At 69.5% G+C, this 15,358-nt stretch carries 13 protein-coding genes and 1 pseudogene; 6 read left to right on the top strand and 8 right to left on the bottom strand.

Annotated elements, in window-relative coordinates; all coding sequences use genetic code 11:
• Positions 1 to 38: 38 nt before the first annotated feature.
• From ACFVKT_RS09770 to ACFVKT_RS09785, 4 genes and pseudogenes are all read left to right on the top strand, one after another.
• A pseudogene (locus ACFVKT_RS09770) lies at positions 39 to 649 on the top strand (LysE/ArgO family amino acid transporter).
• Positions 650 to 787: 138 nt separating this feature from the next.
• Positions 788 to 2,098 (top strand): MFS transporter, encoded by a 1,311-nt coding sequence (locus ACFVKT_RS09775; protein WP_385729409.1) that lies wholly within the window; start codon positions 788 to 790, stop codon positions 2,096 to 2,098.
• A gap of 38 nt (positions 2,099 to 2,136) precedes the next feature.
• Positions 2,137 to 2,952: a methyltransferase domain-containing protein gene (locus ACFVKT_RS09780; protein ID WP_385729411.1), complete on the top strand. Its 816-nt coding sequence runs from the start codon at positions 2,137 to 2,139 to the stop codon at positions 2,950 to 2,952.
• A 124-nt stretch (positions 2,953 to 3,076) separates the two neighbouring features.
• The gene (locus ACFVKT_RS09785; RefSeq protein WP_385729413.1) at positions 3,077 to 3,445 is read left to right on the top strand and encodes a DUF6479 family protein; all 369 of its coding nucleotides are present in this window, start codon (positions 3,077 to 3,079) and stop codon (positions 3,443 to 3,445) included.
• 64 nt (positions 3,446 to 3,509) lie between these two features.
• On the opposite strand, the gene ACFVKT_RS09790 is transcribed toward ACFVKT_RS09785, so the two are convergent.
• The 3 genes from ACFVKT_RS09790 to ACFVKT_RS09800 form a co-directional block, all read right to left on the bottom strand.
• Entirely contained in the window at positions 3,510 to 4,502 is a 993-nt protein-coding gene (locus ACFVKT_RS09790; RefSeq protein WP_385729415.1) for an ATP-dependent DNA ligase, read from the bottom strand.
• Positions 4,503 to 4,673: 171 nt separating this feature from the next.
• The gene (locus ACFVKT_RS09795) at positions 4,674 to 4,937 is read right to left on the bottom strand and encodes a hypothetical protein (RefSeq protein ID WP_385729417.1); all 264 of its coding nucleotides are present in this window, start codon (positions 4,935 to 4,937) and stop codon (positions 4,674 to 4,676) included.
• A gap of 101 nt (positions 4,938 to 5,038) precedes the next feature.
• Positions 5,039 to 5,932 carry a Gfo/Idh/MocA family protein gene (locus ACFVKT_RS09800; RefSeq protein ID WP_385729419.1) on the bottom strand — a complete coding sequence of 298 codons (894 nt, stop codon included), beginning with the start codon at positions 5,930 to 5,932 and terminating at the stop codon, positions 5,039 to 5,041.
• 116 nt (positions 5,933 to 6,048) lie between these two features.
• Here ACFVKT_RS09800 and ACFVKT_RS09805 point away from each other — a divergent pair, with 116 nt between their 5' ends.
• The gene (locus tag ACFVKT_RS09805) at positions 6,049 to 6,165 is read left to right on the top strand and encodes a histidine kinase (protein WP_385729422.1); all 117 of its coding nucleotides are present in this window, start codon (positions 6,049 to 6,051) and stop codon (positions 6,163 to 6,165) included.
• A gap of 249 nt (positions 6,166 to 6,414) precedes the next feature.
• Here the strand turns inward: ACFVKT_RS09805 and glgB are convergent, their stop codons facing one another.
• The 5 genes from glgB to ACFVKT_RS09830 all read right to left on the bottom strand — a co-directional run bounded on the left by glgB (position 6,415) and on the right by ACFVKT_RS09830 (position 14,489).
• Complete coding sequence (gene glgB, locus ACFVKT_RS09810; protein ID WP_385729946.1) at positions 6,415 to 8,598, bottom strand: 1,4-alpha-glucan branching enzyme; 2,184 nt, start codon at positions 8,596 to 8,598, stop codon at positions 6,415 to 6,417.
• A 103-nt stretch (positions 8,599 to 8,701) separates the two neighbouring features.
• On the bottom strand, positions 8,702 to 10,075 hold the full coding sequence (locus ACFVKT_RS09815) for a maltokinase (protein WP_385729424.1): 1,374 nt from the start codon (positions 10,073 to 10,075) through the stop codon (positions 8,702 to 8,704).
• Between the two features lie 162 nt (positions 10,076 to 10,237).
• On the bottom strand, positions 10,238 to 11,977 hold the full coding sequence (gene treS / locus ACFVKT_RS09820; protein WP_385729426.1) for a maltose alpha-D-glucosyltransferase: 1,740 nt from the start codon (positions 11,975 to 11,977) through the stop codon (positions 10,238 to 10,240).
• The gene (locus ACFVKT_RS09825; RefSeq protein ID WP_385729428.1) at positions 11,974 to 14,145 is read right to left on the bottom strand and encodes a maltotransferase domain-containing protein; all 2,172 of its coding nucleotides are present in this window, start codon (positions 14,143 to 14,145) and stop codon (positions 11,974 to 11,976) included. The genes treS and ACFVKT_RS09825 overlap by 4 nt, the downstream gene beginning before the upstream one ends.
• Before the next feature lie 77 nt (positions 14,146 to 14,222).
• Positions 14,223 to 14,489, bottom strand: coding sequence for a DUF5133 domain-containing protein (locus tag ACFVKT_RS09830; protein WP_385729948.1), 267 nt, complete (start codon positions 14,487 to 14,489; stop codon positions 14,223 to 14,225).
• 302 nt (positions 14,490 to 14,791) lie between these two features.
• Here ACFVKT_RS09830 and ACFVKT_RS09835 point away from each other — a divergent pair, with 302 nt between their 5' ends.
• Entirely contained in the window at positions 14,792 to 15,334 is a 543-nt protein-coding gene (locus ACFVKT_RS09835) for a pep a2 (protein ID WP_385729431.1), read from the top strand.
• Positions 15,335 to 15,358: the final 24 nt, after the last annotated feature.

Here is a 15,358-nt window from a genome sequence, read left to right on the forward strand (position 1 = left end):
GCTGTACTCTTGACACTTGCCTTTCTAGCGTCGGTGTCATGACAGACGCGCTGGCCGCCGCGGCCGCCGGATTCGGTACCGGACTCCCCTCATCGTCGCCATCGGCGCCCAGAACGCCTTCGTCCTGCGCCAGGGCATCCGCCGCGATGCCGTACCCGCCGTGGTGGGCATCTGCTCCCTGTCCGACGCGGCGCTCATAGCGCTGGGCGTCGGTGGTGTCGGCGCGGTGGTCGTGGCCTGGCCCGCGGCGCTCACCGCGGTCGGTCTGATCGGCGGCGCCTTCCTGCTCGGCTACGGCTTCCTGGCGGCCCGCCGGGTGCTGCGCCCGGCGGCCCTGGAGGCGGCGTCCGTGCCGGCGGGCTCGCGCCGCCGTGTCCTGCTCACCTGCCTGGCGCTGACCTGGCTCAACCCGCACGTCTACCTCGACACCGTGTTCCTGCTCGGCTCCATCGCGGCCGACCACGGCCCGTTGCGCTGGACCTTCGGGCTGGGGGCGGTCCTGGCGAGCCTGTGCTGGTTCGTCGCCCTGGGTTTCGGAGCCCGGCTGCTCAGCCGCTTCCTGGCCCGGCCGTCGGCCTGGCGCGTACTGGACGGCCTGGTCGCCACGACGATGGTCGCCATGGGCGCGATGCTGATCGCGGGGGCCTGACCTTCGTAGGCCCGTTCCAGGCGCACCGTCGTACGCCTGGAACGGGCGCACGTGTTTGAACCCCGCCGACGCAGATGGATCCCGCTCGGTCATAGTGATCCCTGAAGACAAAAGATGTAGCGAGCAACCAGGACGAGTGTGGACACGAGCAAGAGCGGTACGGACAGCGACCCCGCGACGGATGACCGGCCCCTGGGACCGGTGCGGGCGAACGGGAGCGGATGGCGTCGCTGGGCGATGGACACCACGCCGCTGCGCCGCCCGGCGTTCCGCCGCCTGTGGACCTCGACCATCGTCACGTCCGTCGGCAGCCAGCTCACCGCCGTCGCCGTGCCCAAGCAGATCTACGACATCACCGGCTCCTCGGCATGGGTCGGCTACGCCAGCATCGCCGGCCTGCTGCCCCTCGTGGTCTTCGCCCTGTGGGGCGGCGCGATCGCCGACAGCATGGACCGGCGCAAGTTGCTCCTGATCACCAACACCGGTATGGCCGTGACGTCGGTGCTCTTCTGGATACAGGCCGCCGCCGGACTCGACTCGGTTCTCGTACTGATGGTGCTGCTCGCCCTCCAGCAGGCGTTCTTCGGCCTGAACTCCCCGGCCCGCCAGGCCTCCATCGCCCGGCTTGTCCCCAAGGAGGAACTGCCCGCGGCGAACGCGCTCGGCTCGACCGTCATGCAGACGGGCCTCGTCGCCGGACCGCTGCTCGCCGGCGCACTCATCCCCGTCATCGGCCTGGCCGAGCTCTACCTGATCGACGCCGTGGCCCTGTGCGTCACCGTGTGGGCGGTCGTACGGCTTCCCGCGCTGCCGCCGCTGGCGGAAGGGGCGTCCAAGCGGGCCGGATGGCGCGAGGTCGCCGCCGGATTCCGTTACATCGCGTTGCACAAGGTGCTGTTGCTGTCCTTCCTCGCCGACATCATCGCCATGGTCTTCGGCATGCCCCGCGCCCTGTTCCCGCAACTCGCCGCACAGACCTACGCGCCCTACGGCGAAGGGCTCGCGCTAGGTCTCCTATTCGCGGCGATCCCCATCGGCGCGGTGCTCGGCGGCCTGGCATCGGGCACCTTCTCCCGGCTCCGCAGACACGGCCTCATGGTCATCGTCGCCGTCGTCGCCTGGGGAGCCGCCATCACGGGGTTCGGACTGAGCACCAGCCTGTGGGTGGCGGTCGCCTTCCTCGCCGCGGCCGGAGTCGCCGACATGGTGTCCATGGTCTTCCGCGGCGCGATCCTGCTCTCCGCCGCCACGGACGAGATGCGCGGCCGCATGCAGGGCGTGTTCACGGTCGTCGTCGCAGGCGGTCCCCGTCTCGCCGACGTCCTGCACGGAACCGCCGGGTCGGTCTTCGGGGCCCGCGCCGCGGTCGTGGGCGGCGGCCTGCTGGTGATCGCCGCCACGCTGGTGCTGGCCACCGCCACACCGGCTCTGAGGCGTTACACGATCTGATGGGCGCAGCCGCCCCCGTCGGTCATAGAGTGACCCGCATGGGGGAAACACGGCCTACCTCGGAATTCCACGCGGGCAACGTCACCGCCGAGAGCGTTGCCCGGCTGGTGGCTGCCCTGGATGCCCAGGACACGAACGACGGCGTACAGCGGCTCCGCGCGTGGGCGCACACCGCGGTCGCCGCACGCCCGGGAGAACGGGCGATCGACATCGGCTCGGGCACCGGATCGCAGACCCAGGCACTGGCTTCCGCCGTCGGTCCGCACGGCGAAGTGCTCGGCATCGAGCCGAACAACGGGCTGCGCATGGTGGCCGAGCAGCGCGCGGTGGCGGCCGGCAGCCCGGCCCGCTTCGTGGACGGCGACGCGCTCGTCCTGCACCTGCCCGACGCCTCGGTCGACATCGTGTGGTGCGAGCGGGTACTCCAGCACCTTCTGGAACCGGAGAAAGCCGTCGCCGAGATCGCGCGCGTGCTGCGCCCCGGTGGCCGCGTCGCCCTCCTCGACACCGACTGGGCGACCACGATCCTGCACCCCGGTGACCCCGAGACCGTCGCCGCGATCACCTCCGGCGCGCTGTCCGCGGCGGCCGACCCCTACTCCGGGCGTAAAGTGGTCGGCCGGCTCACGGCGGCCGGGCTGGTCATCGACGACCGCGGATCGCAGGCGCTCCTTCAGGACCACACATCGGTGGCCTGGCCGCTGCTGCGCATGCTGGGCGAGTCCGCCGTACGCCGTGAACTGATCACCGAGGAACAGCGCGACCGCCTGTACGCCGACATCACCGAGGCCGCCGAGCAGGGGGCGCTGCACATGTCGGTGACCATGTTCGGAGCGGTCGCGCACCGCCCGTAGGAGAGCGGGTGGGCGAGACAGCACATTGGGCGAATAAGAGCGTTCGACGGAATATGGGTATTCAGCCGTCGCCGAACGGAGTACTCAGCGGGTTTTTCCCCGGTATTGGGGGTACCCGAGCAAAATGAACACGGCGAGCTATGAAGTAATCGCAGCGAGCGGGGCACTGAAAGCGGGCGCTGCCTTCATCGGGGGTCTCATCATCGTGGCCGGCCTCATCTGGGCTGTCCGGATGGGCATCAGGGTGCGGAGCGAGGAGTCGCGGCCGCCCACCGCGGAAGAGCAGCCCACGCTTCCTGCTTCCGGTGCGATCCACGAGGTCCGCGAGAGGCGGGAACCCGACGAGGTGCCGCGCGCCGCGGACGAGAGCGAGCGGCTCAAGCCGACCCAGATGCACGCCTCGGGGAGCAAACACGCCGACGACCAGAGCCGACGGCGCTGGGGCAGCGGCTCCGGCAGGGACAGCGGCGGCAGCGGCCCGGGTACGACGTAACCGGCACCCGGCGCATTCCACCCACGCGGCGCGACCTCGCCTCGGCGCCGCTTTTCGCGTGTCCTTAAGGGAAGTCGCCCTGGGGGAAATCGGCTGCCGATTCGGGGGAGCCGCCCTGCGGGAATTCGGCTGCCGATTCGTCGGGAGCCAGGTCGGTGCGCAGCCGGAGCCACGACGGCTGGCGCAACAGCCCGGCTCGCGTACGAGTGCTGTAGCGGACTTCACCGACGAGCCGCGGCGTCACCCAGTGCGCCGCGGCCACCGGCGGGACCTCGTCGAAGGGACAGCTGTCGGTCTCGGCGGCCCGCAACAGCCCGGCGAGTTCCGATCGCTCGGCCTCGCTCCAGCCGGTGCCCACACTCCCGGCGTAGCGCAGCCGCCCCGCGTCACGCTGGCCCACGAGCACGGCGCCCGGCAGCCCCGACAGCCGTCCCCTGCCGGGGACCCAGCCGCCGACGATGACGTCCACCGTCCGTACGTTGCGGATCTTGATCCAGGAACGCGAGCGCACCCCGGGCTCGTACACGGAGTCCAGCCGCTTGCACACCAGCCCCTCCAGACCGCCCTCGCGCGTCGCCCGCAACGCCAGCTCCCCATGGCCGACGAGCGCGGAAGGCGTCGACCAGAACGGCCCGTCGAGGCCGAGCCCCTCCAACTCCTGCCGCCGCCGCACGTAGGGGAGCGAGGTCATGTCGTCCCGCAGATACATGACGTCGAACAGGACGAGATGCGCGGGCGTCTCCGCCGCACGACGGGCGGCCTTGGCCGGCGACCGGGCCAGTCCCATGCGGGACTGCAGGAGCTGGAAGTCACCACGGCCCTGCTCGTCAAGGACCAGGACCTCACCGTCCAGAATCGCGGGGACCGGGCCGAGTACGCCGCCCAGCGCACCGAACTCCGGATAGGCGGCCGTGATGTCCTCTCCCGACCGCGCGCGCAGCACGACGCCGCCGTCCCCGGGCAGATAGATCACCGCGCGCTGGCCGTCCTGCTTGGTCTCGTACGCCCATCGGGCGTCCTGCCCGACGGGCGGCAGGCCGCCGGGTGTGGCGAGCATGGGAGCGATCCGGGGCAGTGTCACAGGTGTGTTGTCGACAGGCGTCCGGTCACCCACGCACCCTGGCCCGCCCTTTCGCCTGAACGGCGTCGTGCCGTGAGCCCGGGACGGGGTCACCCGACCGTCCTCTGCCCAATGGCCGCCGTGAGCGAAAAGGCCCCGCCCGCCCTGTTACTCGGACGCCACCGGGACGACTGATTTGCCAGCTCCCGGGGACGCCAGCTCGGCGATCATCCGGGGCACCTCGCTGAACCCGTACACCGTGCCCACCGGTGTGGTGATCGCACCCTGTTTCGCCAGGTTCGCCAGCCGGTCCCACACAGCGGTCTCCGCGTCCGCGTCGTCATGGGGCGTGGCGAGCACGCCGACCGCCGTGTAGTTCCGCAGCAGCACCTGGAGCCCGACCGCTTCCTTCGGCTCGCCGAACCTCAGCACGCGCCACGCACGACCCGAGAACGTCTCGGACCTCGTGATTCAGTCGGTGACGATCTTCAAGAGGGAATACCGCACGACGAGGTTTAACCTCCGGTGAGAACTCATGTGCCGAGCGCCTGAGCCATCAGGGTCTGGAGATGCAGCCCGCGGTGGACGTCGAGCTCACCGGACTTTCCCGCACGCACGTTGGTGGCGAACTCCCGGCGCAGCACGGGCCAGCTCTCCTCATGGTCGAGCGCGGCTCCGTCGTACACGAGTTCCGGCTGTGGCCCGAACAACTCGATCCGCGTGATGCCCTGCTCGACATTGACGGACCCCGACAGCGACGCCTGGCTCACCGCTCCGCTCGCGTGTTCACAGGTGAGCTCGATCCAACGGCGTGGGTCTCCGGTCCCGCGTACCCGCACGATGGGCCCCATGGCCGCGTCCAGCAGATCGAGAACGTGCGGTCCGAGGTCCAGCAGCGCGCCGTGTTCCAGACGCCAGGGGGTGGCGAACTCGCCGCCCAGGAAGGCGCCGGTCACCATGCAGGCCCGTGCTCCCACGGCGTCGACGCTCTGGGCGGCCGCGAGGAACCGTCGGGTGGCGGGGTTGTAGCGGCTCGTCAGGACGAGCTGGGAGACGACGCCTGCCGTGTCGACGGCATCGACGAGTCGCTGCGCCGACGGAAGGTCCAGCGCGAGCGGCTTCTCCAGGAGCAGCGCCTTGCCCGCTTCCGCCGCACGGCCGGCGAGCTCCGCTTGCACGGAGGGCGGAACCGCGAAGGCGACCGCCTCACAGGTGTCGAGCAGATCCTCGAAACGCTCGGCGACGTCGGCTCCATAGGGTGCGGCGGTCTCACGGGCCGCCTCACTGCGGCGCGCCCACACCGCGGTCAACTGCGTCTCGGGCCCGGCGGCAAGCAACCGTGCATGCACAGCACGCGCCCACGGCCCGGCGCCGACGAGGCCGACCTTGACTGGTGAATGGTTCCAGGGAAGCGAAGCGCCGGTCACAAGAAGTCTCCTTTGCGGTGTGAGCGCACCAACTTCACCATGTCTACTGCGGCTGCGACCAGGAGGGTGTCGGTGGGTGGACCGCGGCCGGGCTGTGGCCCGTCAGGGAGCGGCCCGTGAGCAAGTGGCGCGTCATCGAGCAGACGGCCGAGCGGGCGAAGGTCGAAGAACGCCTCCGTATCGCCCGTGACATCCACGACGTCGTCACGCACAGCGTGGGCAGCGATGTCTGACACCAAGGGCCCTGGTGCCGGCGCCTTCGAACCATGTCCGTTCCTGACCTGGGTGGGGCGGGCCGAAAGAACCCGGCGAGGCTGAAGAACGAAGCCTCCACGGGCGGGGGATTGGGATGGCACCGGCCTGCTCCTCCGTGACGGAGGGTTTGAAGGGTTTCAGCCTCTCCGGCGTTTGAGGAGCGGGGGTCCAGGGGGCGGAGCCCCCTGGGAACGGGACGGGTAGGGGCGGAGGGGGCGAAAAGGGCTTTAGGCGGGCCGCAGCCAGACCGTCGCCAGTGGTGGGAGGGTGAGTTGGATGCTTGCGGGGCGGCCGTGGGCGGCGTGGGGTTCGGGTTTGACGGGGTCGGGGTTGAGGACGTCGCTGCCGCCGTAGCGGCCCGCGTCGGTGTTGAGGATTTCGTGCCAGGCGGGGATGTCGTCGGGGATGCCGAGGCGGTAGTTGTGGCGGACGACGGGGGAGAAGTGGGAGACGGCCAGGAGGGGGGTGCCGTTGGCGTCGTGGCGGAGGAAGGCGAAGACGTTGTCGTCGGCGGCGTCGCCGGCGATCCAGGTGAAGCCGGCGGGGTCGGTGTCGCGTTCCCAGAGGGCGGGTTCGCGTTGGTAGACGGTGTTGAGGTCGCGGACCAGGTCGCGGATGCCGCGGTGGTCGGGTTCGGCGCTGTAGGCGGGGTCGAGGAGCCACCAGTCGGGTCCGTGGGTTTCGGACCATTCGGCGCCCTGGGCGAATTCCTGGCCCATGAAGAGGAGTTGTTTGCCGGGGTGGGCCCACATGAAGCCGAGGTAGGCGCGGAGGGTGGCGCGTTGTTGCCACCAGTCGCCCGGCATCTTGGATACCAGTGAGCGTTTGCCGTGGACGACTTCGTCGTGCGAGATGGGCAGGACGTAGTTCTCGCTGTAGGCGTACACCATGGAGAAGGTCATCTCGTGGTGGTGGTACCTGCGATGAACCGGCTCACGTTCCACATACTCGAGAGAGTCGTGCATCCAGCCCATGTTCCACTTCAGACCGAAACCAAGACCACCGTCGGCGGTCGGCCGTGTCACGCCCTCCCAGGCCGTCGACTCCTCGGCGATGGTGATGACGCCGGGGTTGCGGCGGTAGACGGTGGCGTTCATTTCCTGGAGGAAGGCGACGGCGTCGGGGTTTTCGCGGCCGCCGTGTTCGTTGGGGGTCCACTGGCCGGGTTCGCGGGAGTAGTCGAGGTAGAGCATGGAGGCGACGGCGTCGACGCGGAGGCCGTCGATGTGGAATTCCTCGCACCAGTAGACGGCGTTGGCGACGAGGAAGTTGCGGACCTCGCGCCGTCCGTAGTCGAACTCCAGGGTGCCCCAGTCGGGATGGGCGGCGCGGAGGGGGTCTTCGTGTTCGTAGAGGGGGCGGCCGTCGAATTCGGCCAGGGCCCAGTCGTCGCGGGGGAAGTGGGCGGGGACCCAGTCCATGAGGACGCCGATGCCGGCCCGGTGGAGGGCGTCGACGAGGTGTTTGAAGTCGTCGGGGGTGCCCAGGCGGGCGGTGGGGGCGTAGAAGCCGGTGACCTGGTAGCCCCAGGAGCCCCCGAAGGGATGCTCCGCCACCGCCATGAACTGCACATGTGTGAAGCCCAGGTCGGCGACATAGGAAGGGAGTTCCTGAGCCAGTTGGCGGTACGTCAGTCCCGGGCGCCAGGACGCCAGGTGGATCTCGTAGACGGAGAACGGCGCCTCGTGGACGGGACGTGAGGCCCGGGTCGCCATCCAAGTGGCGTCGTCCCACGTGTACGACGACGACGTGACGATCGAGGAGGTGTTGGGCGGGATCTCGGTGCGGCGGGCCATCGGGTCGGCGCGGAGCGTGTGTGACCCGTCCGGGCGGGTGATGTCGAACTTGTAGAGCTCGCCGTCGCCGATCGCGGGCACGAACAGTTCCCACACCCCGGAGGACCCGAGCGACCGCATCGGATATCCCGCCGCGCCGTCCCAGTGGCAGAAGTCCCCGCAGACCCTGACCCCCTGGGCGTTCGGCGCCCACACCGTGAAGCGGGTGCCGGCGACGCCCTGGTGGGTCATCGGGTGGGCGCCGAGCGCCCGCCACAGTTCCTCGTGTCGGCCTTCGCCGATCAGATGCAGGTCGAGCTTGCCGAGCGCGGGCAGGAAGCGGTACGGGTCCTGCACCGCGAACTCCGTGCCGTCGTACGTCACCGACAGCGTGTACTCGGGGATCGTGTCGAGGGGCAGTACGCCCGAGAAGAGCCCGTCACCCAGGTCCTCCAGCTCACTGCGCTGCCCGTTCACTACCACGGCCACGGCCTGGGCGTACGGACGCAGCACACGGAACAGGACGCCGTCCGGTACCGGGTGTGCGCCGAGCAGCGCGTGCGGATCGTGGTGGGTGCCCGACAGCAGACGGGCCCGGTCCGTCGCGTCCAACGGGGTGTCCAGCAATGCGTCCATCGAAGTGGCCGGCCGTACGCCGACCGATGCGGTGCGGACTGTCACGGCTTCAGCCTCCTCAAGGGGGTCAACGGGATGGGTGGGGATGGTCGCCCGGCGCATGTCAGCGGCCCTCGGCGAGGCGCTTGACCGCCGCCATCGGCACGGGCAGCCAGTCGGGACGGTGCCTCGCCTCGTACAGCACCTCGTACACGGCCCGGTCCGTCTCGTACGCGCGCAGCAGCTCGGGTTCCTCGCGCGGGTCCCAGTCCGCCTCGGCGGCGTAGCCCGCGCAGAAGGCCTCCCGGCAGTGCTGCGCCCACTCGGGGCGCCATGGATGGCGGGACAGGGCGGCGTAGTCGAAGGAGCGCAGCATGCCCGCGACATCGCGTATCGGGGACTGCACGCGGCGGCGCTCGGCGAGCGGGCGGGCCGGTTCGCCCTCGAAGTCGATGACCGACCACTGTCGGCCGGCCCTCAGCACTTGCCCCAGGTGGAGATCGCCGTGAATCCGCTGTGCGGGACGGACCGCCGACTCAAGGGCGGCGAGCGTGTCGAAGGCTGACCGTAGCCCGGCCGCGTACGGCCGCAGTTCGGACACGGAACGCGCGGCCGCGTCCAGGCGCTCACTCATTCCCTCGGCGAGCCGCCGGTTCTGCCGTCGGCTCGGGGCATCGACGGGGAAAGCCGTGGCCAGCGCGAGATGCACCTCGGCGGTGGCGCGCCCCAGTTCGAACGCCTCGGCTGTGAACTCCCGTCCCGAGGCGAGGGACTGGAGCGCCAGGGTCCAGCCGTCGTCGGCCTCGCGCAGGAACGGCTGGAGGACGCCGAGCGTCGCCTCGCGCGGGTGCGAGGTCCGGATCCAGGCCGCGGGCGCGGGTACCCGGGTGCAGCCCTGCCGGGCCAGTGCCGCCGGTACCTCCAGGTCCGGGTTGATGCCCGGCTGGACGCGGCGGAAGACCTTCAGGATGAACGAATCCCCGTACACCAGTGAGGAGTTGGACTGCTCGGCGTCGAGGAGGCGCGGGGCGAGGCCGGCGGGTACCGCGAATCGCGGGTCGCGTTCGAAACGCAGGGGGCCCGCCGTTCCCGGGGTACGCAGTCGCTCCAGGAGCATGCCCGCCGCCTTGGGATCGTGGAGGGCGTCGTACACGATCAGGTCGGCGAGCGGGCCCTTGCTCGGGCGACCGATGACGGCGTGGGCGAGGCCGGGAGGCAGGGCCTTCCTCACCCCCAGGAGGAGTTGATAGCAGTCGTCGGGAGGGGGAGTGCCGGTGCCGCCGTGGGCGGGCAGCCCGAAGTGTTCGGTGCGGACCAGGAGGTGCAGGCATCCCGGGTACAGCTCGGTCGTCGACACCAGCGTCAGATCCGTGACGGCGCGGCCCTTGCCCGCGAACCAGCGCTGCCGCGGCAGCCATGCGTGCAGCAGCTCGGCGAGCGAGATGAGCAGCGGAGCGGGGCTGAGGCCGCTCGGACGGTGCGGCGCGGTCTTCTGCATGGCGACACGTCCTTTCAGGGGCGGGCGGTCTTCGAGGGCACGCGGTCGGGATGAGAGGCAGTCGGTCGGGATGAGAGGCAGTCGGTAGGGACCAGAGGCAGGCAATCGGCATCATCGGGATCATCGGGATCTGAAGCGGCGGTAGGGATCAGGGGCAGTCGGTCAGGGTCGCCTGATGACGGTGGGGGCGACCGCGCGACGGAGGCGGAACCAGTAGAAGCCGTGCCCGGCGAGGGTCAGCAGATAGGGGAGCTCACCGATGGCGGGGAAACGCACGCCACCGATCAGCTCGACCGGGTGGCGGCCGTCGAACTCCCGCAAATCCAGTTCCGTTGGTTGTGCGAAGCGGGAGAAGTTGTGGACGCACAGGACGATGTCGTCCCCGCTTTCCCCAGTCGGGGGGGCTTCGCGGAGGAAGGCGATGACGGCGGGGTTGGAGGAGGGGAGTTCTGTGTAGGAGCCGAGGCCGAAGGCCATGTTCTGTTTGCGGATCTCGATCATGCGGCGGGTCCAGTGCAGCAGTGACGAGGGCGAGGACATGGCGGCTTCGACGTTGGTGACCTGGTAGCCGTAGACGGGGTCCATGATCGTGGGGAGGAAGAGGCGGCCGGGGTCGCAGGAGGAGAAGCCTGCGTTGCGGTCGGGGGTCCATTGCATGGGGGTGCGGACGGCGTCGCGGTCGCCGAGCCAGATGTTGTCGCCCATGCCGATCTCGTCGCCGTAGTAGAGGATCGGGCTGCCGGGGAGGGAGAGCAGCAGGGCGGTGAAGAGTTCGATCTGGTTGCGGTCGTTGTCCAGCAGCGTCGCGAGGCGGCGGCGGATGCCGATGTTGGCGCGCATGCGGGGGTCTTTGGCGTATTCCGCGTACATGTAGTCGCGTTCCTCGTCGGTGACCATTTCGAGGGTGAGCTCGTCGTGGTTGCGCAGGAAGATGCCCCATTGGCAGCCCGACGGGATGGCGGGGGTCTTCGCGAGGATTTCCGAGACGGGGTAGCGCGATTCGCGGCGTACGGCCATGAAGATGCGGGGCATGACGGGGAAGTGGAAGGCCATGTGGCATTCGTCGCCGCCGGCGGAGTAGTCGCCGAAGTAGTCGACGACGTCCTCGGGCCACTGGTTCGCCTCCGCCAACAGCACCGTGTCGGGATAGAGGGCATCGATCTCTTTCCTCACCCGCGCCAGGAATTCATGGGTGGCGGGGAGGTTTTCGCAGTTGGTTCCCTCGACCTGGAAGAGATAGGGCACGGCGTCCAGGCGGAAGCCGTCGATACCGAGGTCCAGCCAGAAGCGCAGCGCGGCCAGGATCTCCTCCTGAACCCGCGTGCTCTCGTAGTTGAGGTCCGGTTGGTGGGAGAAGAAGCGGTGCCAGTAGTACTGCTTGCGGACGGGGTCGAAGGTCCAGTTGGAGGCTTCGGTGTCGACGAAGATGATGCGGGCGTCCTGGTACTGCTTGTCGTCGTCGGCCCAGACGTAGTAGTCGCCGTAGGGGCCGTCGGGGTTGGCGCGTGACTCCTGGAACCAGGGGTGCTGGTCGCTGGTGTGGTTCATGACGAAGTCGATGATCACGCGCATGCCGCGCTGGTGGGCGGCGTCGACGAACTCCACGAAGTCGGCGAGGTCACCGAATTCGGGCAGGACGGCGGTGTAGTCGGAGACGTCGTAGCCGCCGTCGCGCAGCGGGGATTTGAAGAAAGGGGGAAGCCAGAGGCAGTCCACGCCCAGCCATTGCAGGTAGTCCAGCTTCGCGGTGAGGCCTTTGAGGTCGCCGATTCCGTCGCCGTTGCTGTCCTGGAAGGAGCGGACCAGGACCTCGTAGAAGACGGCGCGTTTGAACCACTCGGGATCGCGGTCCTTGGCCGGGGTGTCCTCGAACGTGTCCGGGACGGGCTCGTTGACCATCATGCGGGAGACCCTCCGATCGGCTGGGCGGGGCCGACGGCGAACACATCCGCGGCGCCCACGGCGAGCACATGCGCGGCGCCGACGGCGAACACATGCGCGGCGCCCGGCTCCAGGCGCACGTAGTTGGCGCTGCCCCAGCGGTAGGTCTCGCCGGTCAGTTCGTCGCGCACCGGCACGGACTCGTGCCAGTCCAGGCCGAGTTGTGGCATGTCCAACGAGACCGTCGCCTCCTGAGTGTGGTGAGGATCCAGATTGGCCACCACCACGACCGTGTCATCGCCCGTGCGCTTGCTGTACGCGATCATGGCGTCGTTGTCGGCGTGGTGGAAGTGGAGATTCCTGAGCTGGTGAAGGGCCTTGTGGCGCCGCCTGATGTGGTTCAGCTCCGTGATCAGGGGCGCGATCGTCCTGCCCTCGTGCTCGGCGGACTCCCAGTCGCGCGGCCGCAGTTGGTACTTCTCGGAGTCCAGGTACTCCTCGCTGCCCGTCCTGACCGGGGTGTTCTCGCACAGCTCGTACCCGGCGTAGATCCCCCACGCGGGCGAGAGGGTCGCGGCAAGAACGGCCCGTACCTCGAAGGCGGCCCGCCCGCCGTGCTGGAGGTACTCGGGCAGGATGTCCGGCGTGTTCACGAAGAAGTTGGGGCGCATGAACGCCGCTGTCTCACCGGCGAGTTCGGAGAGATAGGCGGTCAGCTCCGCCTTGGTGTTGCGCCAGGTGAAGTAGGTGTACGACTGCTGGAAACCCACCGCCGCGAGCCTGCGCATGACCGCGGGCCGGGTGAACGCCTCCGCCAGGAAAATCACGTCCGGGTCGGTGTGATTGACCTCGGCGATGACCCGCTCCCAGAACACCACCGGTTTCGTGTGCGGGTTGTCGACGCGGAAGATCCGCACGCCATGGTCCATCCAGAAACGGAGCACCCGCACGGTCTCGGTGATCAGCCCCGGCATGTCCTTGTCGAAGGCGATCGGGTAGATGTCCTGGTACTTCTTCGGAGGGTTCTCGGCGTACGCGATGGTGCCGTCCGGGCGGTGGTGGAACCACTCCGGATGTTTCTCCACCCACGGGTGGTCCGGTGAGCACTGGAGGGCGAAGTCGAGGGCCACTTCGAGACGCAGGTCCGCCGCCCGGCGTACGAACGCGTCGAAGTCGTCGATCGTGCCGAGGTCCGGGTGGACGGCGTCGTGACCGCCCTCCGGGGAGCCGATCGCCCAGGGCACGCCGACATCCGAACGGCTCGCCGACAGACTGTTGTTGGGGCCTTTGCGGAACGTCGTGCCGATGGGGTGGATCGGCGGCAGGTAGACGACGTCGAAGCCCATCTCCGCGATGGCGGGCAGGCGTTCGGTGGCGGTACGGAACGTGCCGTGCGGTCGCTCGGGCGTGCCCTCGGAGCGCGGGAAGAACTCGTACCAGGAGCCGTACAGGGCCCGCTCGCGCTCCACCTTCAGGGGCAACGGCAGGGAACGGGAGACCCGTTCACGCAACGGGTGCTCCGCGAGAACGGCGTCGGCCTCCAAGGCGGCCGCGAGACGCGCGGCCGGCGGACGGGACTCGTCGCGCAGGGCGCTCGCGACGGCGAGCACCACTTGCCGGCCTGCCGCTTCCGGAACTCCGGAGGCGGCCCGCTCGTACAGCTCGGCGCCCTCCTCCAGCATCAGATCGGAGTCGATCCCGGCCGGAATCTTGATCCCGGCGGCGTGGCGCCAGGCGGTGAGGGGATCGCGCCACGCCTCCACCAGGTAGGTCCAGTGGCCCGCTTCTCCCGGTGTGACCTCGGCGCCCCAGCGGTCGGTGCCGGGGGCGAGTTCGCGCATCGGGGTCCACGGTCCCGGGCGGCCGCTCGGGTCGCACAGGACGACATTGGCGGCGACCGCGTCATGGCCCTCGCCGAAGAGGGTCGCGGTGACCTGGAAGGTCTCGCCGCACACCGCCTTCGCCGGCCGCCTGCCGCACTCGACGACCGGGTGGACGTCCACCACCGGAATGCCGACGGTGTGGGCGTCCGCGACCGGCACGGAGACCGACTGGGCCTCCGCGCCTGAAACGGAGGCCGAGCCCGTACCCCTGATCGGCACACTGAACGAGCGGCCGCCCGTGGCCGGGATGTCGAGCGCGCCGACATCCACGGTCGGGATACGACCGGTGTCCGGATCAACGTCCATGGGTACTCGCCTCCGCCGTCGTCTCGCCCAGCCTGTGGTTCAGATCCGCGTCGCAACGCCCCGACGCACTGGGGTGCTCAGGGGCACTGGCCCACCGTCCGGCTCGGCCCCCGGCCCTGGGCGCCTCGGCCCCTCGCCAGCGACGAAGCGGCGCGCACATAGTGCTCGGCCGCGTCCGCGGCCTCGCGTGCGCAGCGCTTGCCCATCAGCACGCACAGCGTGTATCCCGTGTTCTCGAAGTTGCCCCGCACGGTGTGGTCGGCGGGGGCCGCGAGCAGCAGACGTTCCCAGGCCCGGTACCGCTCAAGATGCCTGGCGACCTCGGCTTTGGCAGGCAGCAGCATCACGCTGGTCACCTTCCCTCTCTCGGACGCGCACGGCTCGCCGGGATGGCGAGTGAGGGCCGTGCACGCAGGGGCACCGATCCGTTACAGAGATCAACGCCCTCACCCATGGTGCCTGCACGGACACCGAGCGTCTTGTTGGCTCTTCAACAACATTGGGATCGGTCTCGTGTTGCACGAATGGAGCAGCACTCCCACTCTGGGACTGACTCAGAAGCGACCAGCGCTCACGCTACGTGTTCGGGGCTCGGCCCGCGGGGGCGAGGAGGAGCGGGAGCTTCGCCGGTGAGGAGCCAACGACAATGAAAGCTGCAGTGCCCTGCTACTACCACCTCGACGTGGAGGTCAGCCCGGAACGGGTCGGACAGGTCAGGCGCATTCTGGCCGCTCACCTCCGGTACTGGAACCTGGAGAATCTCGTCGAGTCCGTCTGCCACTGTGCAGAAGCGCTGCTCCATACGATCGAGGAGCACGCGGCGGACAAGAACACGACCATAGAGATGTGGTGGAACGGTCAGCACTTGATCACCGCCGTGTCGGACAACGACCAGGACATCCGTCCGCACAACACACCACAAGGCTGCCTCGCGCAGATCGCCGCTCTGAGCGACGGCTGGGGCTGCTGCGCCACCGGAGCCGGCGGAAAGATCATCTGGTTCTCGTGGCGGGCCCGGGCCGCCGAACGCGCCCCGCTCATGCCGCCCGCACCCGCGCCGAGCCTGCGGGAGGCGCGCCGGATGCCTCGCGCACTGCCCGTACCGGCGCTCGTCGGCTCCCGCGACAACCCAGGAGTCGTGCTCATCGACTCCCATGACGACGCCGAGCCCGTGGTCGCCGTCCAGTGATCCCACGCCGACACCCAGCCCGGG

Origin of the sequence: Streptomyces sp. NPDC127595 (assembly GCF_042671685.1) — a bacterium.
Taxonomy (GTDB): Bacteria; Actinomycetota; Actinomycetes; order Streptomycetales; family Streptomycetaceae; genus Streptomyces.